At 33.9% G+C, this 24,896-nt stretch carries 23 protein-coding genes; 16 read left to right on the top strand and 7 right to left on the bottom strand.

Annotated elements, in window-relative coordinates; translation table 11 throughout:
• Positions 1 to 276 precede the first annotated feature (276 nt).
• The 10 genes from BLT46_RS11055 (at position 277) to BLT46_RS11010 (ending at position 12,408) form a co-directional block, all read left to right on the top strand.
• Positions 277 to 762 (top strand): acyl-CoA carboxylase biotin carboxyl carrier protein subunit, encoded by a 486-nt coding sequence (locus BLT46_RS11055; protein WP_090410178.1) that lies wholly within the window; start codon positions 277 to 279, stop codon positions 760 to 762.
• Position 763: 1 nt separating this feature from the next.
• Positions 764 to 2,203 carry an acetyl-CoA carboxylase biotin carboxylase subunit gene (accC, locus tag BLT46_RS11050; RefSeq protein ID WP_090410177.1) on the top strand — a complete coding sequence of 480 codons (1,440 nt, stop codon included), beginning with the start codon at positions 764 to 766 and terminating at the stop codon, positions 2,201 to 2,203.
• A gap of 5 nt (positions 2,204 to 2,208) precedes the next feature.
• Positions 2,209 to 3,750 carry an acyl-CoA carboxylase subunit beta gene (locus tag BLT46_RS11045; protein WP_090410181.1) on the top strand — a complete coding sequence of 514 codons (1,542 nt, stop codon included), beginning with the start codon at positions 2,209 to 2,211 and terminating at the stop codon, positions 3,748 to 3,750.
• 310 nt (positions 3,751 to 4,060) lie between these two features.
• On the top strand, positions 4,061 to 4,351 hold the full coding sequence (locus tag BLT46_RS11040; RefSeq protein WP_090410176.1) for a hypothetical protein: 291 nt from the start codon (positions 4,061 to 4,063) through the stop codon (positions 4,349 to 4,351).
• Positions 4,352 to 4,469: 118 nt separating this feature from the next.
• Entirely contained in the window at positions 4,470 to 5,162 is a 693-nt protein-coding gene (locus BLT46_RS11035) for a DUF2625 family protein (RefSeq protein WP_090410175.1), read from the top strand.
• Positions 5,162 to 5,665 (top strand): SMI1/KNR4 family protein, encoded by a 504-nt coding sequence (locus BLT46_RS11030; RefSeq protein WP_090410174.1) that lies wholly within the window; start codon positions 5,162 to 5,164, stop codon positions 5,663 to 5,665. Before BLT46_RS11035 ends, BLT46_RS11030 begins: the two co-directional genes overlap by 1 nt.
• Before the next feature lie 94 nt (positions 5,666 to 5,759).
• Positions 5,760 to 6,239, top strand: coding sequence for a hypothetical protein (locus BLT46_RS11025; RefSeq protein ID WP_090410173.1), 480 nt, complete (start codon positions 5,760 to 5,762; stop codon positions 6,237 to 6,239).
• A gap of 171 nt (positions 6,240 to 6,410) precedes the next feature.
• A complete protein-coding gene (locus tag BLT46_RS11020) occupies positions 6,411 to 6,791 on the top strand; it encodes a hypothetical protein (protein ID WP_245722982.1) in 381 nt (126 codons plus the stop codon).
• A 102-nt stretch (positions 6,792 to 6,893) separates the two neighbouring features.
• Positions 6,894 to 11,240, top strand: a complete 4,347-nt coding sequence (locus tag BLT46_RS11015) for a CusA/CzcA family heavy metal efflux RND transporter (protein WP_090410171.1) — start codon at positions 6,894 to 6,896, stop codon at positions 11,238 to 11,240.
• A gap of 4 nt (positions 11,241 to 11,244) precedes the next feature.
• Positions 11,245 to 12,408: an efflux RND transporter periplasmic adaptor subunit gene (locus BLT46_RS11010; protein WP_090410170.1), complete on the top strand. Its 1,164-nt coding sequence runs from the start codon at positions 11,245 to 11,247 to the stop codon at positions 12,406 to 12,408.
• Positions 12,409 to 12,815: 407 nt separating this feature from the next.
• On the opposite strand, the gene BLT46_RS11005 is transcribed toward BLT46_RS11010, so the two are convergent.
• Positions 12,816 to 13,214, bottom strand: a complete 399-nt coding sequence (locus tag BLT46_RS11005; protein WP_090410169.1) for a hypothetical protein — start codon at positions 13,212 to 13,214, stop codon at positions 12,816 to 12,818.
• Between the two features lie 267 nt (positions 13,215 to 13,481).
• Between BLT46_RS11005 and BLT46_RS11000 the strand changes: the two genes are divergently transcribed.
• From BLT46_RS11000 to BLT46_RS10985, 4 genes are all read left to right on the top strand, one after another.
• Positions 13,482 to 14,648, top strand: coding sequence for a pyridoxal phosphate-dependent aminotransferase (locus BLT46_RS11000; protein WP_090410168.1), 1,167 nt, complete (start codon positions 13,482 to 13,484; stop codon positions 14,646 to 14,648).
• Between the two features lie 32 nt (positions 14,649 to 14,680).
• The gene (gene bla / locus BLT46_RS10995; protein ID WP_090410167.1) at positions 14,681 to 15,418 is read left to right on the top strand and encodes a BlaB/IND/MUS family subclass B1 metallo-beta-lactamase; all 738 of its coding nucleotides are present in this window, start codon (positions 14,681 to 14,683) and stop codon (positions 15,416 to 15,418) included.
• Positions 15,419 to 15,516: 98 nt separating this feature from the next.
• A complete protein-coding gene (locus BLT46_RS10990) occupies positions 15,517 to 17,061 on the top strand; it encodes a glycine--tRNA ligase (RefSeq protein WP_090410166.1) in 1,545 nt (514 codons plus the stop codon).
• 147 nt (positions 17,062 to 17,208) lie between these two features.
• On the top strand, positions 17,209 to 17,784 hold the full coding sequence (locus BLT46_RS10985) for a YceI family protein (RefSeq protein ID WP_090410165.1): 576 nt from the start codon (positions 17,209 to 17,211) through the stop codon (positions 17,782 to 17,784).
• A gap of 56 nt (positions 17,785 to 17,840) precedes the next feature.
• Here the strand turns inward: BLT46_RS10985 and BLT46_RS10980 are convergent, their stop codons facing one another.
• The 4 genes from BLT46_RS10980 to BLT46_RS10965 all read right to left on the bottom strand — a co-directional run bounded on the left by BLT46_RS10980 (position 17,841) and on the right by BLT46_RS10965 (position 20,663).
• A complete protein-coding gene (locus tag BLT46_RS10980; protein WP_090410164.1) occupies positions 17,841 to 18,470 on the bottom strand; it encodes an NAD(P)H-binding protein in 630 nt (209 codons plus the stop codon).
• 132 nt (positions 18,471 to 18,602) lie between these two features.
• A complete protein-coding gene (gene aspA, locus BLT46_RS10975) occupies positions 18,603 to 20,003 on the bottom strand; it encodes an aspartate ammonia-lyase (protein WP_090410163.1) in 1,401 nt (466 codons plus the stop codon).
• 70 nt (positions 20,004 to 20,073) lie between these two features.
• Positions 20,074 to 20,460, bottom strand: a complete 387-nt coding sequence (locus BLT46_RS10970; RefSeq protein ID WP_090410162.1) for a YchJ family protein — start codon at positions 20,458 to 20,460, stop codon at positions 20,074 to 20,076.
• Positions 20,460 to 20,663: a hypothetical protein gene (locus BLT46_RS10965; RefSeq protein ID WP_090410161.1), complete on the bottom strand. Its 204-nt coding sequence runs from the start codon at positions 20,661 to 20,663 to the stop codon at positions 20,460 to 20,462. Before BLT46_RS10965 ends, BLT46_RS10970 begins: the two co-directional genes overlap by 1 nt.
• Positions 20,664 to 20,764: 101 nt before the next feature.
• On the opposite strand from BLT46_RS10965, the gene BLT46_RS10960 reads away from it, so the two are divergent.
• Together BLT46_RS10960 and BLT46_RS10955 are read left to right on the top strand one after the other, a co-directional pair.
• Entirely contained in the window at positions 20,765 to 21,448 is a 684-nt protein-coding gene (locus BLT46_RS10960) for a ComF family protein (RefSeq protein WP_245722981.1), read from the top strand.
• Between the two features lie 67 nt (positions 21,449 to 21,515).
• Entirely contained in the window at positions 21,516 to 23,120 is a 1,605-nt protein-coding gene (locus tag BLT46_RS10955; protein ID WP_090410160.1) for an Ig-like domain-containing domain, read from the top strand.
• 72 nt (positions 23,121 to 23,192) lie between these two features.
• On the opposite strand, the gene BLT46_RS10950 is transcribed toward BLT46_RS10955, so the two are convergent.
• Complete coding sequence (locus tag BLT46_RS10950) at positions 23,193 to 23,963, bottom strand: nitrilase family protein (RefSeq protein WP_090410179.1); 771 nt, start codon at positions 23,961 to 23,963, stop codon at positions 23,193 to 23,195.
• A 184-nt stretch (positions 23,964 to 24,147) separates the two neighbouring features.
• Complete coding sequence (locus tag BLT46_RS10945) at positions 24,148 to 24,891, bottom strand: succinate dehydrogenase/fumarate reductase iron-sulfur subunit (protein WP_090410159.1); 744 nt, start codon at positions 24,889 to 24,891, stop codon at positions 24,148 to 24,150.
• Positions 24,892 to 24,896: the final 5 nt, after the last annotated feature.

Raw genomic sequence — 24,896 nt, 5'->3', positions numbered from 1 at the left:
TGCTCACTCCAAATTATGTGCATAAAAAAATCCAGAGAGAAAATCCCTCTGGATGTATTGTTTAAAAACTTGTCAATCTATTTTAGGACTAGTCACTAACACTTACCTTTCCTCCCTCCCTCCCCCCCTTACTTACACTACATCTTCAACAAATCTCTTCACTGTCAATTATATACAATTCACATTAAATTGAGTGAAAAAATAAATTACCCATAATTAAAGTTGCTCATCTGTAACATTTAATTATATTTACAAATACCAAAAACTATTTATAAAATGAACAAAACGTATCAACTTAAAGTTAATGATGATACTGTTTTTGAGAGTTACAATTTATTACAGGACGACATTAATGCTGCTAAAGTCGGAGCCGCTGCATACCATGTACTCAAAAACAACAGGTCATACGAGGTAGAAATTGCGTCTTCACAATTCAACCAAAAACATTATGACGTAGTCGTAAACGGCAACGCTTATTCCGTTAACATTCAAACCGAACTTGATAAATTAATTAAGGACTTAGGTTTTTCATTAAACACTGCAAAGCAGGTCAATTCAATTAAAGCACCAATGCCAGGTCTAATTTTAGAAATAAACGTAGAAGTTGGTCAAGAAGTGGCTGAAAATGACAACTTGTTAATTTTAGAGGCCATGAAAATGGAAAACAATCTAACCTCTCCAAGAAGTGGAAAAATCAAAGCTATCAACGTAACCAAAGGAGATACTGTTGATAAGGGATTAGTGCTAATTGAATTCGAATAAAATGAAAAAGATACTTGTAGCCAACCGTGGCGAAATCGCTGTTCGTATCATGGAGACAGCACAAAAAATGGGAATAAAAACAGTAGCTGTTTATTCAACTGCAGACCGTATGGCACCTCACGTAAAAATGGCCGATGAAGCTGTTTGCATTGGAGAAGCTCCTTCCAATCAGTCTTATCTATTAGGCGACAAAATTATTGAAGTTGCCAAATCATTAAATGTTGACGGAATACATCCAGGTTATGGTTTTTTAAGTGAAAACGTCTCTTTTGCTTTAGCGTGTGAAAAGAATGGAATAACATTCATAGGCCCTAACTCTCACGCTATTGAGATTATGGGTAGTAAACTTGCTGCTAAAGAAACAGTAAAAGCTTATAACATTCCGATGGTACCTGGTTTAGATCAAGCCATTACAGATATTGAAAAAGCAAAAGCTATATCAAAAGAAATTGGCTTTCCGATTCTTATCAAAGCCTCAGCAGGTGGTGGAGGAAAAGGAATGCGTGTAGTGGAAAAAGAAGAAGATTTCGAAACACAAATGCACCGCGCTATTTCAGAAGCAACAAATGCTTTTGGAGATGGTTCGGTTTTTATTGAGAAATATATTGGTTCGCCAAGACACATAGAAATACAAATATTAGCAGACAAACACGGTAATATCGTACATCTGTTTGAAAGAGAATGTAGTATTCAGCGTCGTCACCAAAAAGTAGTAGAAGAAGCTCCTTCAACTGTTTTAACACCAGAAATACGTAAACAAATGGGAGAAGCAGCAGTAAAAGTTGCTGCCTCTTGTGATTACGTAGGGGCAGGTACGGTTGAGTTTTTATTAGATGAAAACAAAAACTTCTACTTCCTTGAAATGAACACCCGTTTACAAGTTGAGCACCCAGTAACAGAATTAATTACAGGACTTGACTTAGTTGAAATGCAAATAAACATCGCCAGAGGAGAAAAGCTACCTTTTACGCAAGACGATTTAAAAATACAAGGACACGCTGTAGAATTGAGAATCTATGCCGAAGACCCACTAAATGACTTCTTGCCAAGTGTTGGTAATTTAAAAGTGTACAAACTTCCTAAAGGCCCCGGTATTAGAGTAGATAATGGTATAGAAGAAGGAATGGACGTTCCTATCTATTACGATCCAATGTTAGCCAAGCTAATCACATTTGGAAAGACAAGAGAAGAAGCTATTGAAACAATGCTGACAGCTATCCACGATTACAAAGTAAAGGGAATTGAAACAACATTGCCATTTGGAAAGTTTGTTATGGAGCACGATGCCTTTCGCGATGGACACTTCGATACAAACTTCGTTAAGAAATATTACAACGGAGAATTGATTAAAGAAGAGTACAAAGACGAGGCACAAGTAGCAGCTTACATTGCATTGAAACAATATTTAGAAGACCAAAAATCACTTCGATTACCAAACTAATGACTATGAATCCGAAAATAAATACACTTCAAAATCTTCAGGCTCAAGCTAAACTTGGTGGAGGGCAAAGAAGAATAGATACACAACACAGCAAAGGAAAACTAACAGCAAGAGAAAGAGTTGAATACTTACTTGACGAAGGTTCTTTTGAAGAAATAGGAATGCTTGTAACCCACCGTACAACTGACTTTGGAATGGACAAAGAAGTTTATCACGGAGATGGTGTAATTACAGGTTATGGAACAATAAATGGACGTTTAGTTTACTTATTCGCACAAGACTTTACTGTTTTTGGAGGAGCTTTATCTGAGACACACGCAGAGAAAATTTGCAAAGTAATGGATATGGCTGTTAAAATGGGAGCACCAATGATTGGACTAAACGACTCTGGAGGAGCGCGTATCCAAGAAGGTGTACGTTCATTAGGAGGATATGCTGATATCTTTTTCCGCAACGTACAAGCATCAGGTGTAATTCCGCAAATATCTGCAATTATGGGACCTTGTGCAGGAGGAGCAGTTTATTCACCTGCAATGACTGACTTTACAATGATGGTTGAAGGTTCAAGCTATATGTTTGTAACAGGTCCAAGCGTTGTAAAAACAGTGACAAATGAAGAAGTAACATCAGAAGAACTTGGAGGAGCAAGTACGCATTCTACGAAATCAGGGGTTGCTCATACTACCTCAGCAAATGATGTTGCTTGCTTAGAAGACTTAAAAAAACTACTATCATATATTCCGCAGAACAATGCAGAGAAAGCATATGATATCCCGTACACATTAGGAGAAGAATACAGACCCGGATTAGACACTATTATTCCTGAAAGCTCTAACAAACCTTATGATATGAAAGAAATTATTCACAATATTATTGATGAAGACTCTTTCTATGAAATACACAAAGATTACGCAGAAAACATCGTTGTGGGGTTTGCTCGCTTAGGCGGAAAAAGCATAGGTATCGTTGCAAATAACCCTATGTTTTTAGCAGGATGTTTAGATGTAAATAGCTCAATCAAAGCGGCGAGATTTACACGTTTTTGTGACGCATTCAACATTCCGTTATTAGTTTTAGTTGACGTACCAGGTTTTTTACCTGGAACAGACCAAGAGTGGAATGGAATTATTGTTCACGGAGCAAAACTACTTTATGCTTTAAGCGAAGCTACAGTGCCAAAAGTAACTGTAATTACGCGTAAGGCCTATGGTGGAGCTTATGATGTAATGAACTCTAAACACATTGGCGCAGACTTAAACTTCGCGTGGCCTAACGCTGAAATCGCTGTAATGGGAGCAAAAGGAGCAAGTGAGATTATCTTCAAAAAAGAGATTTCTGAAGCCGAAAACCCTGCTGCTAAATTAGCAGAGAAAGAAGCCGAATACGCTGAGAAATTTGCAACGCCTTACAGAGCGGCTCAACGCGGATTTATTGATGAAGTTATCTTGCCTAATGAAACAAGAAGAAAACTATTAAAAGGTTTTGCAATGCTTGAAAATAAAGAAGTTGACTTGCCAAAACGCAAACACGGAAATATTCCACTGTAGCTAACTTCTACATTGTTGCTCCTTTTATTTACTATTCAGAAGCAACGGCAATAATTATTCTTTTTTAAAAATTATATATTGAACAAACGTCACTTTCATAGTGACGTTTGTTTTTTAAGACAAAACCAAACGTATTTCCCTTTAAATACACAAAATAACACATAATAACATATTTAATTATTAAAAAACAACAATATCAATAAATTTAAAACTGTTAAAGTTTTGAACTTACAACATATTGGCATAGTTTTGTATATGTAAAACTGACTTAAAGCTATTTCTTTAACAGTTACAACTAAAAAAATAAAATATGAACACTATAAATCAAGAAGCAAACAAAAGTCCACTATTGAGTATAGGCGCATTAATATTTTCAATTATTACATTAGGACTATTCTTTTTTCCAACAATGAGCTACTTCAAAGTGCTATTGCCAATAGCCTTTTTAGTAAGCCTTACATTAGGTATAGCAGCACTACAATTGTCTTCTAAGAAGATTGCTATTGCAAGTATTTTTGTTCTTTTAGTATTAGTTGCCTTTTCAGTAAAATCAATTCTATATGTCTATATGCCAATTCCAGAGGCAATCGCAGACTTATAATTACAATACAACCAACCAATCTATGATGTAAACTACTTACCACTTGATTTGTAGTTTACATTTTTTTTTTACCCCTTCCCTTTAAAATTAATTATCTTTAGTTCTTAAAATCGTTTCTATGCGCACATTACAAGAACTAATTGATACGAATGACTCTGCTTGGCCAATGATTAAACAATGGATAGCTGAGAGTCCTAAACAAGTTACTACACTTTCTAAAAACACCCAAGAAATTGCTAACAATGCTTTGACAACATTACAGCTTACTACCAAATCAACATTAGGTGCACTTATCTATGAATCAGGAGGACTTCTTATTGATAATGGATGGATTAAGGTTCTTGGCGGAGGACATAGCGACCAAATGTTAGACATACTAACGTGGAATCAAGGCAAAACAATTATGGACAACAACACCAACAAAGGCTTCTTAATCGTAGCATTTGATGTTTTAGGAGGTTATTTCTGTATCAATAGCGGTGCTTTAGGCAAGGACATTGGCAAGATATACTACTTTGCTCCTGACACATTAGATTATGAAGCCCTTGAAATAGGATACTCTCAACTATTAAACTTCTTCTTAACAGGGAGAACAGAGCAGTTTTACCAAGACTTTAGATGGACTAACTGGCAAGAACAAATAGCATCATTACAATACAATCAGGTAATTAACTTTGTCCCACCACTTTGGACTAAAGAAGGAAAAGACATTGAACAATCAGCAAAAAAAGCTGTTAATGTAACCGAACAATTCCTTCTACAATCAGAATTTAGAGAGGGTTTAAATGATATTGAAAACAAATATATCTAATGAACAAGTTTAGCCATTATACTATAATTCCAAATATTAATACCAACTCCACAAGTTTAGTTTTACCTTCTATGAAAGATATTAACAATTGTGAACAACTATTAAACTTTCATTTTGAAGAAGATTACAAAACATATATGCTACAATATGGAGAAGGTTTATTAGGAGGAACATACATTCGCATCTATTCTCCTACTCGTATCTCAAAAGAACAGTGTCAATGGTTAGAGCGAGTAGCACAATACTATTTTTGGGAAAGAGGTAAAGAGGTATTAACTAAAGAACAAGTCTTACAGGCCATTTGCATCGGAGATACTTTTGATGGAGATGAAATTATCTTTTATAACCACCAATACTTTGTTTTACCAAGAAATGAAGAAAACATCTATGCTGTAGGAACTAATCTAAATGATGCTATTGAATGGTTGTGCAACGCAGGAATTTTAACAGAAGCGTTTACAGAACGAGAATTCGAACCTTTTAATGAAGTATTACATCCATAAAACAAAAGCGAGTGATTTACGAAGCACAATACTTCTCTATTAAACTTTTTTTTCGTAACTTAATAAGACCGAACAAACCTTAATCATTCACACTATGCAAGACAAACTTTTAAAATTAGAAAAGTACTTTGAAACAGAAAACTATGATGATTTTTATGCAATAGGAAAAGACCTTGTATTCTGGGTAGATTGGAGAGAATACGATGATGCAATAGTCGATTTTATTGAAGATTGTCTTGAAACTGGTAGCTTAGCAGCTAAAATAGAAGACCGACCAAATGAAGAACTTGAGTTGTTTGTATCTTATCAAGGTAAAACACACCAGCGAATTATTGTTGATTTAGACGATACTATCATTTGGTTAAACGAATTACTTCAACCAACCTATGAGATACGCTTTTGCAAAATATCAAAAGGATCTGATACTTTAGCTTTTGTTCCCTTAACAAAAGAACAATGGCAAGCGTTAGAAAACAGATATGGCAATGAATTAATCACAAAACATTTTGAAGTCATCAATAAGAAGTCTTCCTTTTTTAATAAAAAACACAAAAGACCTTCGTTAAACTTTTAATCTATCGTTAGATACGATTTCTTTTAATATATATATCATAATTATTAGAATTGTATTAGAAGTAAAAGGTATGCTTACTTTGAATAATTACAAATTAGTATCTTGCGCCCTCAATTAAGAAAGAATACTTAATTTTGTAAACATCAATTACTAATCAATAATTCCAATAAAGTGAGAAGAAGAATTGCCATATTATTTATGCTATTATTCTTAGTTTCAACAACTGAGTTCGGTCAGCTGTTGAAATTCCCTATTTTAGTGGAGCACTTTATTGAGCACAAAACAAACAACCCTGATTTAAGTATTTGGGGATTTTTACAAATACACTATAGCGAAAGTCATAAAGAAATTGGCGATCCCGTAGATGAGAAACTACCTTTTGTTTCTCACGCACATATTATTTCTTTTGTAGGAATTGTAACCCCTACACCTCTTATTAAAATCAATCGTATTAAATTTAATACCAACCACAATAAAGTACACGCTTTCGATGAAGATGCAATCGAGAGTAGCTACCTGTCTTCTATTTGGCAACCGCCTAAATACTGTTAATACATATCGAATTTTCAAAGGAATATTCTTTCGTAGTATAATTGCTATGAAACAATTTACTATGAATGTTATTCATTATTAATGTATTAACAGACAATAATCATGTTAAATAAAATTATTGAGTTTTCTGTAAAGAATAAACTCATCATCTCGCTATTTGTATTTGCGTTAATCGGGATTGGATTGTATCAAGTAACTAAATTACCTATTGATGCCGTACCAGATATTACTGATAACCAAGTACAAGTAATCACTGTTGCTCCTTCTTATGGAGCTACGGACATAGAAAGACTTGTAACATTTCCAATTGAACAAGCAAACAGCAATATTGCAGGAATGCAAAGTATCCGAAGCTTCTCTCGCTTTGGACTTTCATTAGTAACCATCGTTTTTGATGAAGATGTTGACATCTATTGGACACGTCAACAAGTTGGAGAACGCCTTCAACAAGTTCAAAGTGAAATTCCACAAGGAATTGGACAACCAGAATTAGGTCCTATCTCAACAGGATTAGGAGAAATTTATCAATACGTTGTACGTCCTGAAAAAGGATACGAAGATAAATTTGACCTTACAGAGTTGCGTACAATTCAAGATTGGGTAGTACGTCGCCAATTACTTACTGTAAAGGGAGTGGCTGAAGTAAGTAGCTTTGGAGGTAAACTAAAGCAATACGAAATTGCTATAAACCCTAATAAATTAGATGCTTATGGCATTACAATAAATGATGTATTTCAAGCCTTAGAAAGCAACAATGAAAACACTGGAGGTGCTTATATTGAAAAAGGCCCTACGGTACTATATATCCGTTCTGAAGGATTAGTTGGCAATATTGAGGACATTGAAAACATTGCTATCACTTCAAAACAAACAGAACTTCCTTTATTAATTAGAGACGTTGCTAAAGTAAAAATTGGTAGCGCAACACGTTATGGAGCGATGACTTTTGACGACCAAGGAGAAGTATCTGGTGCTGTGGTAATGATGTTGAAAGGAGCAAATAGTAATGAAGTAATTCAAGATGTAAAAGCGAAAGTTGCCGAAATTCAAAAAACACTTCCTGAAGGTGTTGTTATTGAAGCCTTTTTAGACCGTACCAAAATGGTTAATAACGCAATTGGTACAGTACAACGCAACCTTACAGAAGGTGCATTAATCGTAGTATTAGTCTTAGTCTTGTTTTTAGGAAACTTCAGAGCAGGACTTTTAGTAGCTTCTGTAATTCCTTTAGCAATGTTATTCGCTATCTGTATGATGAACCTCTTTGGGGTAAGTGGAAACTTGATGAGTTTGGGAGCATTAGACTTCGGGCTAATCATTGACGGTGCAGTAATTATTGTAGAAGCCGTCATGCACCAATTCTCCCACAACGCCAAGTTCAAGAAGATGGTCAATCTGAAACAAGAAGAAATGAACAAAACCGTTGTACAATCTGCTTCAAAAATGATGAACAGTGCTGTATTTGGTCAGATCATTATCTTAATTGTATATATACCAATCTTAACATTACAAGGAATTGAAGGTAAAATGTTTAAACCAATGGCGCAGACTGTTGCCTTTGCCCTATTAGGTGCATTCCTTTTATCCTTAACATATATACCAATGATGAGCTCATTAATTATGAGCCGTAAAATATCACATAAACCCAATATATCAGAACGCGTTCTAAATAAATTAGAAGGCTTTTATGAACGTATGTTGGTAAAAGTAATGGAGATTCCAAAACTAATTTACAGCGTAGTAGGTGTGTTATTTGTGATTGCAATCTACATTCTATCAACATTAGGAGGTGAGTTTATTCCTTCCTTAGAAGAAGGAGACTTTGCTGTAGATACAAAGGTATTAAACGGTAGTAACCTAACCACAACAATTGAGAGTACACAAAAAGCTGTTCACATTCTTAAAACAAGATTTCCTGAAGTAGAGAAAGTTGTTACTAAAATTGGTAGTGCCGAAATTCCAACCGACCCTATGCCAATGGATGCCAGTGATATGATGGTCATCTTAAAAGATAAAAGCGAATGGACCTCAGCAAAATCATTCCCTGAATTAGCAGAGAAAATGACTCACGCATTAGAGGAAATACCTGGAATTACTGTTGGTTTCCAATATCCAGTACAAATGCGTTTTAACGAGTTAATGACAGGAGCCAGACAGGATGTAGTGGTGAAAGTATTTGGTGAAAATTTAGATACTTTAGCCTATACTGCTAATAAAATTGCCGGACTTATCAATACCGTGCCTGGAGCAACCAATTTATATGTTGAGCCAATTACGGGAATGCCACAATTACTAATTGATTACAACCGACAAGCAATTGCCCGTTATAGACTTTCAATTGCTGAAATCAACAGAATTGTAAACGCTTCTTTAGCTGGACAAAGTACAGGAATGGTCTATGAAGGAGAACAACGTTTTGATATGGTTGTTCGTATGGATGAGAAAAACAGAAAAGATGTAAGTGATATTCAAAACTTACTAATCCCTACTCCATCTGGCAACCAAGTTCCTTTAAACCAATTGGCAACAGTTGAAATCAAAGAGGGACCTAACCAAATCCAACGCGAAAACGCACAACGTAGAATCTTTGTAGGGTTTAACGTAAAAGGGCGTGACGTACAAAGTATTGTAGAAGAGTTACAAGAAAAAGTAGAAGCACAAATTACGCTACCTGTCGGATATCAAATTACGTATGGTGGACAATTTGAAAACCTAAATGAAGCTAAAGCTCGTTTGGCAATTGCAGTACCGTTAGCATTGGTCTTAATCTTTGTTTTATTATTCTTTGCTTTTAAAGATATACGCGAATGTTTAATGATTTTCACTGCTATTCCACTATCAATTATTGGAGGAGTATTCTTATTAGCCTTAAGAGGAATGCCATTTAGTATTAGTGCCGGAGTCGGATTTATTGCCCTGTTTGGGGTAGCCGTACTTAATGGTATTGTGCTTATTGCCGAATTTAATAGATTACAAAAATCAGGAATTAAAAATTTAGTATTTATCGTGATAAGAGGAGCAAAAACAAGGTTGCGCCCAGTATTAATGACTGCTTGTGTGGCGTCTTTTGGGTTCTTGCCAATGGCATTGAGTAATGGTGCAGGTGCTGAAGTACAAAGACCTTTAGCAACTGTTGTAATTGGTGGATTAATGTTAGCAACATTCCTAACTTTATTCGTATTACCATTGTTGTACATCACATTTGAACAACGCTTAAAGTTTGACTTCTTTAAAAAGAAGAAAACAGTTGTTGCTATATTACTTGTAGGTCTTGGTTTTACAGCTAATGCACAAACACCAATAACACTAAACACGGCGCTAGAAACAGCGTTAGAAAACAATACGACAATTCGCGCTGAAAAGTTGAGAACGGAATATGCTAAAGCCTTTATCAAAACAGGTACTGATTTGCCACAAACTACATTTACAGGTGAATTTGGACAAATCAATGGACCATACACTGACAACAAGTTTGGTGTAGTTCAAGAATTTGCGTTCCCAACCGTTTACAGTAAACAAAAGAATGTGTTTAGAGCAGAATATCAACAAAGTATTTATAACCTTGATTTAAAAAGTTATGAACTAAAACGAGCTGTTACACAAAGTTTTTATGATTATAGCTATTGGGTAGAAAAAGAGAAATTACTACAACGAGCAGATAGTATGTACACTAACTTCTACAACAAAGCTTTACTAAGACTACAAAAAGGAGAAAGTAACATCTTAGAAAAAACAACAGCTCAAAACCAGCAAATTAGTATTCAAGCACAATTAGCTGAAGTTCAAAAAGCCATTAGCTTAACACAACTTCAATTAAAATATTTATTGAATACAACAGAAAATATTGTTCCTCAATTAGAAGATAACAAAGCTATTTTAACAGCGCTTGAAGCAGATTTAACAAACAATCCAGTTCTTCAAATGATTGAACAACAAAAGGTCATAGCACACGAGCAAACAAAATTAGAGAAATCTAAACAACTACCTAATTTACAAGTTGGTTACAACAATAGTACGTTTATGGGAGTTGCTTCTAATGATGTTTACTATGACAGAAGTGAGCGCTTTAGTTCTTTCCACGTTGGTGTTAGTTTACCTTTATTTACAACTGGGCAACGCGCCAGAATTAAGGCTTCTAAAAAGGCTGAAGATTTAGCTGATGCTGAATTAGAAATGACTAAAAACAATATGGAAAACCGTTATCAACAATTGTTGACAAATCATCAGAACAATGTTGCTATTCTTGCTAATTATGAGAATAACACCCTTAAAAATACCTCAACAATTATTGAAACAGCACAGCTACAATTTATCAATGGAGAGATAAACTATTTAGAGTATGTGATATTGACTAATCAAGCACTTGATTTTATCAATAACTATTTAGATACGCTAAAAATGTATAATGATAACATCATTCAAATCAATTATCTAACCTCAAATAACTAATACTATGTCATTCAACTATATAAATATCAAATATGCTACTGTTATCCTTGCTATTTCAGGAGCTTTATTATTCACACAGTGTAAACAAAAAGAAGACGCAAGCGAAGAAACAACAGAACAAACAGAGGACACTGATACTGTACAATTAACAGATGCGCAATTAAAACACGTTACTATTGAGACAACGCAACTTTCTGAGCGTCAAATCGCAAAAACATTGAAGTTAAATGGGAAAATAGATGTTCCGCCTCAAAACTTAATTTCAGTTACTAACCCTTTAGGGGGATACTTGAAACAAACGAAGTTGTTACCTGGTATGCAAGTTAAAAAAGGAGAGCTTATTGCGGTAATGGAAGACCCACAATACATCCAAATTCAACAGAACTATCTAATTGCAAAAGATAAATACGAATTTGCAAGATTAGACTATAATCGCCAAAAAGACCTAAATGCCAGTCAAGCGAGTAGTGATAAAGTGATGCAACAAGCACAAGCTGAAATGAATAGTCAACGTATCACAATGAATGCTCTTGGTCAGCAGTTGAGTCTAATCAACATCAATCCTAAGACATTAACACACGATAACATCAGTAAGTCAGTGCCTTTATATAGTCCGATTACAGGATTTGTAAGTAATACCTATGTAAACGTAGGTAAATATGTTACACCTTCAGACGTAATGTTTGAGTTAATCGATCCAAGTGATATCCACTTAAATCTAAAAGTATATGAAAAAGACTTAGATAAATTAGAAGTTGGACAACGCGTTGTAAGTTATACAAACAATAATCCAGAGAAAAAGTACGAAGGAGAAATTGTCTTAATTAGCATGGACATCAATATGGAAGGTGTTTCAGAAGTACATTGTCACTTTGAACAATTTGATCAAAAGTTACTTCCTGGAATGTATATGAATGCAGACATAGACACACATTCTATGCTGTCTAAAGCACTACCTGAAGAGAGTGTTGTTTACTTTGAAGGAAGGTATTTTGTATTCAATGAAATTGGTAAACAAACTTATCAGCTACTTCCTGTTAAAGTTGGAGAGAAGGAAAATGGATTTATCCAAATTGAGAATGCAGAAGAATTAGAAGGTAAAAAAATAGTTTCAAAAGGCGCTTATACCTTGTTGATGAAACTAAAAAATACAGAAGAGGAAGAATAATACTCTTTCTCACTTACAAACAGAGGGATATCATAATGGTATCCCTCTGTTTATTTATATAAACTTTCGGAAATACGCCTCTTTCAAATTATAAAAAGCACTCTACTAAGTTGCTAAAAAACACTAAAACCTATAGATAAGCAAATGTTTTAATCCTATATACACTAAGACTTATAGGAGTTTTAAACGGCACTCCTTCGAGACATGTTCTACACAAGTACCACATTTGTTCGGAAAACAGGCCATTTCCCGAACAAATGTGGTACTTGTGTGGGGTATGTGTCGAATATGGTACCTACAAAACTGAATTAAAACACTATCCAAACCACAAAAAAAGTGCTAACAAATAGATTGATTAGCACTTGCTTATAGTTCTCTTTGAAAACTACGTTATAATTTTATCTTCTTTACTCTTTGATTCTACACTTTATAGTCTTACTACAGTCCCCTCCTTCAACCTTCACTTCAAACTCAATAGGTACACCTGTTTTATTAGGAAAAGCCTTTATCAATAATCTTCTATCAGCCGTTTTCATAACACGATAATCCTTTGTTCCATACTCTGTTGTAACTTCACTGGCAACTATTCCAGAACCATCGTTAAAAGGCACATCGTGATAAAGAACGAAAGGTTGTGGCGTTACATCAATATAGGCCTCTCCACCATAATTTTCAAAACTCACTTCACTCTGACTTACCTTCGTTGGATTATAACAATCTTTCCTCCAAAAGTCAATTTCCTCACAAGAGGTAATAAATCCAACTAAAATGAATACAACAATATAAACTATGCTTCTTTTTTTCATACAACGCAATTACTATTCAAAAATAAATCATTTAACTCACAATATATCAATTTGTTTTAAATAAAATTCAACTATTATACTTTTAAAAACAACTATTTCATAAAAACACACTTTATCCTTTTTATAGAAAAAAATTATATTTTTTTTAAGATTACGTCATTTTTAATCAATATTATTCTATTTTTATACTTCACTCAAGGATTACTTTCCATTTTTAGCAATTACCTAAAAAACAATAAAGTAAAAAACCAATAAAACATAATAACGATGAACAGAAGAGACATACTAAAGTTGTCGGGAACATTATTTGCAGGAGCAATCTTCACAAGAGGGTTAGCTGCAACACAAACATTAGAATCAATTGCTGAATTAGGCTTACCAACAACTGTTGATAAAACACCATTGTATCTGCATTACAATGAGAATAGCTTAGGACTATCTAAAAAAGCACAACAAGCAATTATAGATATTATCCCTTCTGCTAATCGATATCCGGATGCTTATATTGAAGAGTTACAACAAACCATTGCAGACTCTTACCAGATGAAAACTTCTCAAGTGACACTTGGTGTAGGTTCTTCTGATGTAATTCGTGCTATTATCAACAAATTAGGTGTTCAAGCATTACAAAAAGGGCAAAAGATTCAATTTATCACGCCAAACCCTACTTTCTTTTTAGCTGCAGACCACGCTGAAGGTATTGGAATACCAGTAGTAATGGTTCCTTTGAATGAAAAGTATGAAATGGATCTTAACAAAATGAAACAGGCTGCAGATAACTTTGATGGACTATCTATCTGTTATTTATGTAACCCTAACAACCCAACAGGAACATTAACTTCAAGTGCATCTATTGAAAAATGGGTAAAAACAGCTAACGCAGATAAAACCTTCTTTATGGTTGATGAAGCATATGCAGAATACATCACTGACCCTTCATTTGTAAGTGGAACTCAATTTGTACAAGAAGGAATGGATAACGTAATCGTATTACGTACATTCTCTAAGATATTTGCAATGGCAGGAATGCGTGTTGGTTATGGTTTAGCAACAGAAAAACTGACTAAAGAATTGGCAACTTTTATGTCTATCTTAAACATAAATATTACAGCAGCTGTAGCCGGTATTGCCTCTTTAAAAGATAAGCAGTTCTTAGCTGATAGTCTTGCAATGAATTCAAACTCATTAGCTATTACCACTTCTACCTTAGACGCTTTAGGTTTAGAATATTTACCAAGCCAAGGAAACTTTGTCTTTCACAAAATAACTGGTGATCCTCAAAAATATATGGAACGTATGGAAGAAGCAGGTATATTAGTAGGTCGCCCATTCCCTCCTTTGACACAATGGAGTCGTGTTTCACTTGGAACACCGGAAGAAATGACAAGATTTACAGCAACTTTAAAAGACTTCAGAAAAAAAGGATGGGTGTAAACCTATCCTTCCCTTACATAACAAACTAATTAATGCTTAAAAAATCATTTATCTTAATTGCTACTGTATTCAGTAGCTTTTTTGCTTATAGTCAATCTCAAGACTTAAAAATAAACAGACTAAATGAACAGATGTATGTGTACACAACTTTCCAAGAGATTAATGGTACCATATACGCTGCAAATGGAATGTATGTCTTAACGGACGAAGGTGTTATTTTAATTGATACACCTTGGGATAAAACGCAGTTTATTCCCCTTGTAGAATATGTCAAAGAAAATCACAACAAGGAAATCAATACAGTAATTGTAACACATTTTCACGAAGATAGAGCTGGTGGTTTAGCATACTTTGAAGCATTAGGAGCAAAAACGTATGCGTATGAACTAACAAATGAAATCTTACAAAGTAAAAACGAACCTATAGCACAGGAAACTTTTGGCAATGAAAAAGATTTCAACATAGCAGGAGAAGAATTTTCTGTTCACTTTTTGGGTGAAGGACACACCAAAGACAATGTCGTTATTTGGTTTCCCAACGAATCTGTTTTATACGGAGGGTGCCTTGTAAAAAGTGCAGAAGCAACAGACCTTGGTTTTATTGGAGATGCAAATACCCAAGAATGGCCAGCAACAATTGCAAAAGTGAAAAATAAATTTCCTTTTCCTGACACGATAATTCCGGGACACGACGATTGGAATATGTGGGGACACATTGAAAATACTGAACGCATTTTAAGAGCTTATAACAAGCCAAAAAAGAACAAATAATAACTTTAATGACAAAAGATTAATAAACTTTAGAAGTTTCATAGTAAAATGGCCTTTTTGAGGTTTCTTATCTTAAAGTCTTTTATTACTTTTGCATTATGGCAAAACAAGATGATATTTTTAAGAACGTTATTTCGCACGCTAAAGAGTATGGTTATATCTTTCCATCAAGCGAAATATACGATGGTTTAAGCGCAGTATATGACTACGCTCAAAACGGTGTGGAGTTAAAAAGAAACATTCGCGAGTACTGGTGGAAATCAATGGTACAAATGCACGAAAATATTGTAGGAATAGATGCCTCAATCTTTATGCATCCAACCACTTGGAAAGCCTCTGGTCACGTTGACGCGTTTAACGACCCATTAATTGACAACAAAGACAGTAAAAAAAGATACAGAGCAGACGTCTTAATTGAAGACTACTGTGAAAAACTATATCAAAAAGCTCAGAAAGAAATCGAAAAAGCTAAAAAACGCTTTGGAGAATCTTTTGACGAAGAACAATTTGTAGCAACTAACCCAAGAGTTGTAGAATACTTAGCTAAGAAAAAAGAAATCTTAGAACGTATGGCTCGTGGATTAGACTCAGGAGATTTAGCTGACGTAAAAGCATTAATTGAAGAGTTAGAAATTGCTGACCCAGAAACTGGTTCTAAAAACTGGACTGAGGTACGTCAATTCAACTTGATGTTTGGTACTAAGCTTGGTGCTTCTGCTGACTCTGCTATGGATTTATATTTACGTCCTGAAACAGCTCAAGGTATTTTCGTAAACTTCTTAAACGTTCAAAAAACAGGACGTATGAAGATTCCTTTTGGTATTGCTCAAACAGGAAAAGCATTCCGTAACGAAATCGTTGCAAGACAATTCATCTTCCGTATGCGTGAATTTGAACAAATGGAAATGCAATTCTTCGTGAAACCAGGAGAAGAAATGAAATACTATGAGTACTGGAAAGCTACTCGTCATAAATGGCACTTATCTTTAGGTATGGGAGCTGAAAACTACCGTTTCCACGACCATGAGAAATTAGCTCACTATGCTAATGCTGCTACTGATATCGAGTTTAACTTCCCGTTCGGATTTAAAGAATTAGAAGGTATTCACTCTCGTACTGACTTTGACTTGAAAGCACATGAGAAATTCTCAGGTAAAAAGCTTCAATTCTTTGACAACGAAACAAACACTTCTTATGTTCCTTATGTAGTAGAAACATCTGTAGGTCTTGATCGTATGTTCTTATCTATTTTCTCTAAATCTCTTCAAGAAGAAACTTTAGAAGATGGAAGTACAAGAACAGTATTGAAATTACCTGCTGTATTAGCTCCTACAAAAGCTACTATCTTACCATTGGTTAAAAAAGATGGTTTACCAGAAATCGCTAAAGAAATCATTGAAGATTTGAAATGGGATTTCAATGTAGCTTATGATGAAAAAGATGCTGTTGGACGTCGTTACCGTCGTGCTGATGCATTAGGTACTCCATTCTGTATTACAGTGGACCACCAAACATTAGAAGACAAAACAGTTACTATTCGCCATAGAGATACGATGAAACAAGACCGTGTAGCAATTGCCGATCTTAAAAACATCATCAACGAAGAGGTGTCTATCAAAAACTGGTTAAAAAAAATGATGTAATCAATATTTATTGATGTATTTATAGAAAAAGCTGTTCAAGTTAATTGAGCAGCTTTTTTTGTTTACATACGTTCTTAATGTAGATTAAGTGATTATACCTATAGCTGATAGTACATTTGTAATCAAATAACAAACAAAATATATATCATGAAAAAAATAGCTTTATTATTTGTAGCCACTTTATTCTCTGTAGCTACTTTCGCACAAACAAAATGGAATGTTGATAAAATGCACTCTTTTGTTAACTTCTCTGTAAAACACTTAGGAATCTCTTTTGTAGATGGTCGCTTTGACAAATATGAAGGTACTTTCGTTGGTACTCCAGAAGATTTAACGAAAGGAGTATTCAACTTTACAGTAGATATGAATAGTGTAAACACGTCTGTAGAAATGCGTGACAATCACTTAAAAACAAATGATTTCTTCAATGTTGAGAAATTCCCTACAATGACTTTTGAAAGTAAATCAATCAAAAAAACTGGAAAAGATAAATACAAATTAGAAGGTAACTTAACTATTCGTAACATAACTAAACCAGTAACATTTGATCTGACTTACGGAGGTTTATTACAAGATGATGGACAAGGAAACCAAAAGTTAGGATTCCAAGCTACTACTACTGTAAATCGCTTTGACTTTGACGTTGCTTACGATCCATCAGGACAAGCGATTGCAAAAGATGTAAAAATCGCTGTAAACTTAGAATTTGCTAAAGCAAAGTAATACTTTACACCTTATATTTAGTTTCTTTAAAAGGCTTACTGTTTCAGTAGGCCTTTTTAAATATCAGTATTTTCAATTACAGAAACGCGATAAGTAAGTTGTTTACTCTCTTTTCGCATACATTTAGCAACATCAAATACAGAAACTGGTCTAAAACTTTTATAAAGTCCCAAACGATTTAAAAAACGTATTAGCTTTATACTAAACTTCTCTCCTTTACGCGTAGAATTAGGACGTAACAATGTACTCGGACGCACAATAATTGTATTTTCAAAGTGTAGTGAAAGAATTGCGTGTTCTATCATTCCTTTTAACTTTAAATAGAATATCTTACTTCTTTCAGAAGCCCCTTTAGAAGAAAGGACAACAAACGAACGAATACCTTGCGCTCTACAATACTGCGCAAATTGAACTACGTAATCGTATTCAATATGCCACTGTTTCTCTCTACTTCCAGCATCTTTTAAGGTTGTTCCTAAACAACTAAAAGCAACATCTCCTTCAATAAGGTATTTCCACTGCTCTATTTTCTCAAAATCAACAACGTGACAAATTAATTTAGGATGTTGTATATCCCAATCATTTCTAACAAAAATCTCTACAAAACTATAGTCGTCATCAGCTAAAAGCTGTCTAACTAACACTTTACCTGTTGCCCCTGTGGCTCCAATTACAACTGCTTTCATAATTTTTGATTTTCTATACTTACTACAAGAAACTTACCATTTTTATTTAGACAATATATTTTAAAAAAGTTACATATCATATTAAAATAAAAAAAGCCTCCAAAAGGAGGCTTTAATATAATAATACTTTGCTTATTTTTTATGTGGAGCTAACATATGCTTAGGATCCAAAATTTCATCTAAGCGTTCTTTACTCAATAAATTATGTTCTAAAACCAATTCATAAACACCTCTTCCTGTTTCTAAAGCTTCTTTAGCAATTTTTGTACTTGCTTTATAACCAATATAAGGATTTAATGCTGTAACAATACCAATACTACCTAAAACAAGCTCTTTATTGTGCTCTACATTAGCTTTGATACCTAATACACATTTATCAACTAATGTTTCCATTGCGTTTTCTAACCACATCATTGACTCCATTACAGTATGAGCTAATACCGGCTCCATTACATTTAATTGTAACTGTGCTGCTTCAGAAGCCATTGTAATGGTCATATCATTACCAATTACTTTAAAGCAAACCTGGTTTACAACTTCTGGAATAACCGGATTTACTTTCCCTGGCATAATAGACGAACCTGGTTGCATTGGAGGTAACTGTATTTCGTTTAACCCAGTACGTGGTCCTGAAGACAATAAACGTAAATCGTTACATATTTTAGAAAGTTTAATAGCTACTTTTTTCAACACCCCTGAATACGCTACAAAACCACTTGTATCAGAAGTTGCCTCTACTAAATTCTCAGCAGATGTAACAGGTTGCTTCATTAAAAGTCCTAAATTCTTAGCACATAAGTCAGCATACCCAGGTACAGCATTTAATCCTGTTCCAATAGCAGTAGCCCCCATATTAATCTCTAAAAACGATTGGCTTGCTTGATTCAGCGCAGCAATCTCTTTTTTAAGAGTATAAGCAAACCCTCCAAACTCTTGTCCTAATGTCATAGGAACCGCGTCTTGAAGTTGAGTTCTTCCCATTTTAATAATGTTTTCAAACTCCTTTGCTTTCGCTTCAAAACCTTTTACTAATTTTTCTAAGCGATCAACTACTTTTTTATTCATTTCAAATACCGCTACCTTTAAAGAAGTAGGGTAAGCGTCATTTGTTGATTGTGATAAATTCACGTGGTCGTTAGGCGAACAATTTTGGTAATCTCCCTTTTGGAAACCTAACAACTCTAAAGCGCGGTTTGCTATTACTTCATTGGCATTCATATTTACCGAAGTACCTGCTCCCCCTTGAATCATATCAACAGGAAACTCTTGGTGTAATTTACCATCCAGAATCTCTTGACACGCTTCTGCTATTACTTTATATATCTTCTCATCAAGTACATCTAATTCGAAGTTTGTTTTTGCTGCTGCCCATTTAACAATAGCTAACCCCTTTACAAACTCAGGATAGTCTGATAACTTACTGGTAGAAATTTTAAAATTATTAATCGCACGTTGTGTTTGTACACCGTAATATGCTTCTAAAGGCACTTGTAATTCTCCTAATAAATCGCTTTCAATTCTGGTAGATTTCATATGCTATAATTTTATATTTTCACTAAGTTACAAAGTAATTTTCATTAAATGTTCCTTTATTTTAGTGGTTTTACTCCTCGAAAGTACCTGATACATAGTACCATTTATCTCCTAATTTCTCAAAAAGAGAATTTTCATAATGAATTTGTCTTTTTTCACCACTATCTTTAAAGTAAGCTTTAAAAACCACTCTATTTGCCTCACTTAATATAATTTCTAATTTATCCCAAGTATTCTCTTTTGACCATTGTAGAATTGCTTTTCTACTATGAAAATGTCTTGTTTTCGGGTGGGTAGTGTCGATAATATATCTTGCATTTGCAACAACGTACGCTGAATACCTCGAACGCATTAATTTCTCAGCGGAATCTGGGATTGCTTTATTGTCTAAAAATGGTTGACAGCACAAATCAAAAGTAAGATCACTACCACAATAACATTTATCTGCTTGTATCATTAGTCCACTTTTGCTTTTAATTCATTTACAATTTTCTCTAACTTTCCCCACTGTACTAAATCTTCATCCGTAGCTGCAAAATCTAATCCTTCATTTATCATTTCTAATACAGCCCCTGCTACCTCTTTAGCTTCTACTTTTTTATTTTGAGCAATCAATACCATCAATTGCATAACTTCTTTCTTTACTACTTCTAAATTCATATCTATTATTTCATTATACAGCAAAGATATTTGATATTGACTATTTAGAACGTCGAATTTTCTCTATTTTTATTAGACATAACATTTTCAATCTATTACCTATGCTAATTAATCTTGTAAACCTACTTTTCCCTAAGAGCTGTTTAGCTTGTAAGCAGCAATTACTTAAAAATGAAGAGGTGATTTGCTTTTACTGTCGCGATAATTTGCCCTTCACAATGGAGCATACAAATTATGAAAATACAACAATGATGAAGTTTTACGGAAGAATACCTCTCGAATTTGGATCGTGTATGCTTTATTATTCAAAAGGAGGTATTGTTCAAAAATTATTACATAATTTAAAATATAACAATCATTCAGAAATAAGTAATTTCTTAGGAAGGATGTATTGTTATCAACTAACTGACTTACCTATATTTTCTAATATAACAGAAATAATTCCCGTTCCTTTACACAAAAAGAAGCTAAAAAAAAGAGGTTATAACCAAGTTATAGGTTTTGCAGAAGCTTTATCTCAACATTTTGGTATACCTATAAACGATAAACTGTTAATCAAACGTCTAAAAACTACTTCCCAAACAAAGAAAAACAGATTTCAACGACTTAAAAATAACACTGAAGAATTTGCACTGGATAATAAACAACTAAACTTTGAAACCAACAACTTCTTATTAATTGACGATATCTTAACTACAGGAGGAACATTAGAAGCTTGTAGTAAAATTTTACTAAAAATACCCAATTCAAAGATCACTATTCTCTGTTTAGCATCAACCATTTAAAAGTTTTAATATCTGTTATTTTCTAACTAAAAAATATAGTTGTTAATTTGTCTTTTAAATTATAATTATGTCCAAGTTTCGCATATACTTCTTATGTTGTTTTACTATTCTTTGTGCAGTTACATTGTCTAACTGTGCGAAAAGAGGATTTATTTCTGGAGGTGATAAAGACACTATTCCTCCCGTTATGGTTGGTAGTAATCCTAAAAACTTTTCAACAAACTTTAATAAGAATGAGATTAAAATTGATTTTGATGAATTTGTAAAGATTAAAAATGCCAATCAAAACGTAATTATCTCTCCACCATTGGAAAAGATGCCTGATATCCAACCGATGGGACTTGCTAAAAAAACCGTTACTATTAAATTTACAGATACATTAGCTCCTAATACAACTTATAGTTTCAACTTTGGAGATGCTATTATAGACAATAATGAAGGAAATGTTTTAAAACAATTTAAATACGTTTTTTCTACAGGAGATTATATCGATTCTCTAAAATTAGCTGGTACTATTAAATCTGCTAACAAATTTAAAGCTGATAACTTCGTTAATGTGATGCTTTATGATGCAAAGACATTTAAAGATTCTACTATATACAAACAAAAACCATTGTATGTAACTAACACTTTAGATAGTTTAACCACATTTACTATTGAAAACATTAAGGAAGGAACTTACTATTTAGTTGCTTTAAAGGATAAAAACAACGATTATAAGTTTGATCCCAAACAAGATCAAATTGCTTTTATTAAAGACTCTATTCAAATTCCAACAGACAAGGAGTTTGAATTAACGCTTTTTAAATCAGATGAAAAATTTGAAGCTTCAAGACCTTCACAAGTTTCTGAAAACAAATGGTACTTACCGTATATCGGTAATCCAGATAGTGTTTCTATTGAAGTTAAAAAAGGAGAGAAAGTTATTCCAAATGCGTATTCTTATTTAAAAGAAAAAGATAGCTTACAAGTATGGTTCCCTAAAATTGACGCTGACTCACTTTTGATAACAGCAAAAAAAGATACCTATACAAAGACTTTTACTGTCAAACCAAGAGTAAAGATGAAAGAGGTCGATTCTCTTAAAGTTTCAGGTAAATCAGGTACGTTAGATTTTATTTCAGATTACACTATTGAAACTACTACTCCAATAAAAGACATTAATAAAGCATTAATCTCTATTTTTAATAAAGACACTGTAGCAGTTCCATTTACTTTAGAGCAATTGCCCCTTGAACAAAAGCTTTCTTTGAAATTTGATAGAGAAGAAAACAATGCCTATACTGTAAACTTAATGCCTGGTGCATTAACAGATTTCTTTGGCACTAAAAACGATACGCTTAATTTTCATGTAAAAACATTAGCAATGACTGATTATGGGAATTTAGCCTTAACATTTACAGGAATAAAACGCTTCCCTATTATTGTAGAACTATTAGATGAAAGAGAAAAAGTAATTGCAAGTCAATATAGTGAAGATAAGAATAAATTTGAATTTACAGCATTGCCTCCTCGTCAGTACTACATTCGTGTAACTTATGACGACAATAAAAATGGAAAATGGGATTCCGGATATTTCTGGGATCGTAGAGAACCTGAAGAAACGGTTTATTTTCCAGAACAAATAGATGTTCGCGCTAACTGGGATATTAATGAACAAATTGCCTTATAAATTAAGATTTATCATCAATAAAAAAGCCTCTTAGTAAATGGTTACTAAGAGGCTTTTTAGTATTTCTCTTTTTTATCTCAACAATGTAAAGTCATCCGCATCTTTTAAAAATCCAAAACGCTGACGTAACTTATCTTGCTTTTCTTTATCTAATTCAACATAAACTACTTGTTCTCCAACTAATGGTTCAACAAGGTAATTACCCAATGTATCTAAAACCTGTGAATGTCCTGAATACACATTATTATTCTCATCAGAGCCACTTCTATTGACTCCAACTACGTAAGACATATTTTCTATCGAACGCGCTTTAATCAAAGAGTCCCACGCGTAAATACGTTGGTCTGGCCAGCTTGCAACATAAAGCAACAAATCATATACCCCTCCTACATTTCTACTAAATGCGGGAAAGCGTAAATCATAACAAACAAGAGGACAAATTTTCCAACCTTTGTACTCCACAATTAATCGTTCTTGACCTGCTGTATATACCTTTTCTTCGCCTGCTAAAGAAAACAAATGGCGCTTATCATAGGTTTTTACTTCTCCCGTAGGAAAGATAAAAAACATACGGTTATAATACCTGCTGTTTTCCTCAATAACAATACTCCCTGTTAAAGCAAAATGACGCGATTTACACAATGATATCAACTCACCAATAAACATATCCGACATTCCCATAGAAACTCGCTCTGGACGCATTGTAAAGCCCGAGGTAAACATCTCTGGCAAAACTACAAGTTCAGTATCTTCAGAAAGACTATTTAACTTCTTCAAGAATGTCTGTTTATTCTCCTCTATATTTTCCCAAGCCAATGGCGCTTGTATTAATGCTACTTTCATTGTCATTTTGGTTTGATTAATAAATTCAAAAATAAGAAAAGAAAGCTGAAGTAACTCCTCTTTTCAAAAGTGCAGTTGCACAAATATTTTCTAAGCCTATAATGTTAGTTGAAAAAACAAAGATGAAAATGTTCCATAAAAAAAGCCCGTGTCTTACACGGGCTTTCCTATAAATTGAGTTGAATTACTTCAAACTTGCTTTTAAATACTCTCTATTCATACGAGCGATATTCTCAAGAGAAATACCTTTTGGACATTCGATTTCACAAGCTCCTGTATTAGTACAGTTACCAAATCCTAAAGCATCCATTTCTTCAACCATGTTCATAACACGATCAGCTGCTTCAACTTTACCTTGCGGTAATAAAGCAAATTGAGAAACTTTAGCAGAAACGAATAACATCGCTGAAGAGTTTTTACATGTTGCAACACAAGCACCACATCCAATACAAGTAGCAGCGTCAAAAGCACGGTCTGCATCATGTTTAGGAACAGGAATAGCGTTAGCATCTTGTGTATTACCTGATGTATTTACAGAAATAAATCCACCTGCATGTTGAATTTTATCAAAAGCAGTACGGTCTACAACTAAATCCTTGATTACAGGGAAAGCTTTAGCTCTAAAAGGCTCAATGTAGATAGTATCTCCATCTTTAAACTTTCTCATGTGTAACTGACAAGTTGTAATACCTCTATCAGGTCCGTGAGCTTCTCCATTAATAAATAATGAACACATACCACAAATACCTTCACGACAGTCGTGGTCAAAAGCTACTGGCTCATCACCTTTCTCGATTAACTCATTGTTTAAAACATCAAGCATTTCTAAGAAAGACATATCAGGAGAAACGTTGTCGATTTTATAATCAACCATTTTTCCTTGTACTTTAGCGTTGGATTGACGCCATATTTTTAGTGTAAGATTCATTTGTA

The organism is Myroides phaeus (genome assembly GCF_900099675.1).
Lineage (GTDB): Bacteria > Bacteroidota > Bacteroidia > Flavobacteriales > Flavobacteriaceae > Flavobacterium > Flavobacterium phaeum.
This window is presented reverse-complemented; position numbering and strand designations above follow the sequence as displayed.

Coding starts and splice junctions, on each gene's coding strand:
- BLT46_RS11055 (WP_090410178.1), top strand. CDS start 277: ATGAACAAAACGTATCAACTTAAAGTTAATGATGATACTGTTTTTGAG.
- accC (WP_090410177.1), top strand. CDS start 764: ATGAAAAAGATACTTGTAGCCAACCGTGGCGAAATCGCTGTTCGTATC.
- BLT46_RS11045 (WP_090410181.1), top strand. CDS start 2,209: ATGAATCCGAAAATAAATACACTTCAAAATCTTCAGGCTCAAGCTAAA.
- BLT46_RS11040 (WP_090410176.1), top strand. CDS start 4,061: ATGAACACTATAAATCAAGAAGCAAACAAAAGTCCACTATTGAGTATA.
- BLT46_RS11035 (WP_090410175.1), top strand. CDS start 4,470: ATGCGCACATTACAAGAACTAATTGATACGAATGACTCTGCTTGGCCA.
- BLT46_RS11030 (WP_090410174.1), top strand. CDS start 5,162: ATGAACAAGTTTAGCCATTATACTATAATTCCAAATATTAATACCAAC.
- BLT46_RS11025 (WP_090410173.1), top strand. CDS start 5,760: ATGCAAGACAAACTTTTAAAATTAGAAAAGTACTTTGAAACAGAAAAC.
- BLT46_RS11015 (WP_090410171.1), top strand. CDS start 6,894: ATGTTAAATAAAATTATTGAGTTTTCTGTAAAGAATAAACTCATCATC.
- BLT46_RS11010 (WP_090410170.1), top strand. CDS start 11,245: ATGTCATTCAACTATATAAATATCAAATATGCTACTGTTATCCTTGCT.
- BLT46_RS11005 (WP_090410169.1), bottom strand. CDS start 13,214: ATGAAAAAAAGAAGCATAGTTTATATTGTTGTATTCATTTTAGTTGGA.
- BLT46_RS11000 (WP_090410168.1), top strand. CDS start 13,482: ATGAACAGAAGAGACATACTAAAGTTGTCGGGAACATTATTTGCAGGA.
- bla (WP_090410167.1), top strand. CDS start 14,681: ATGCTTAAAAAATCATTTATCTTAATTGCTACTGTATTCAGTAGCTTT.
- BLT46_RS10990 (WP_090410166.1), top strand. CDS start 15,517: ATGGCAAAACAAGATGATATTTTTAAGAACGTTATTTCGCACGCTAAA.
- BLT46_RS10985 (WP_090410165.1), top strand. CDS start 17,209: ATGAAAAAAATAGCTTTATTATTTGTAGCCACTTTATTCTCTGTAGCT.
- BLT46_RS10980 (WP_090410164.1), bottom strand. CDS start 18,470: ATGAAAGCAGTTGTAATTGGAGCCACAGGGGCAACAGGTAAAGTGTTA.
- aspA (WP_090410163.1), bottom strand. CDS start 20,003: ATGAAATCTACCAGAATTGAAAGCGATTTATTAGGAGAATTACAAGTG.
- BLT46_RS10970 (WP_090410162.1), bottom strand. CDS start 20,460: ATGATACAAGCAGATAAATGTTATTGTGGTAGTGATCTTACTTTTGAT.
- BLT46_RS10965 (WP_090410161.1), bottom strand. CDS start 20,663: ATGAATTTAGAAGTAGTAAAGAAAGAAGTTATGCAATTGATGGTATTG.
- BLT46_RS10960 (WP_245722981.1), top strand. CDS start 20,765: ATGCTAATTAATCTTGTAAACCTACTTTTCCCTAAGAGCTGTTTAGCT.
- BLT46_RS10955 (WP_090410160.1), top strand. CDS start 21,516: ATGTCCAAGTTTCGCATATACTTCTTATGTTGTTTTACTATTCTTTGT.
- BLT46_RS10950 (WP_090410179.1), bottom strand. CDS start 23,963: ATGAAAGTAGCATTAATACAAGCGCCATTGGCTTGGGAAAATATAGAG.
- BLT46_RS10945 (WP_090410159.1), bottom strand. CDS start 24,891: ATGAATCTTACACTAAAAATATGGCGTCAATCCAACGCTAAAGTACAA.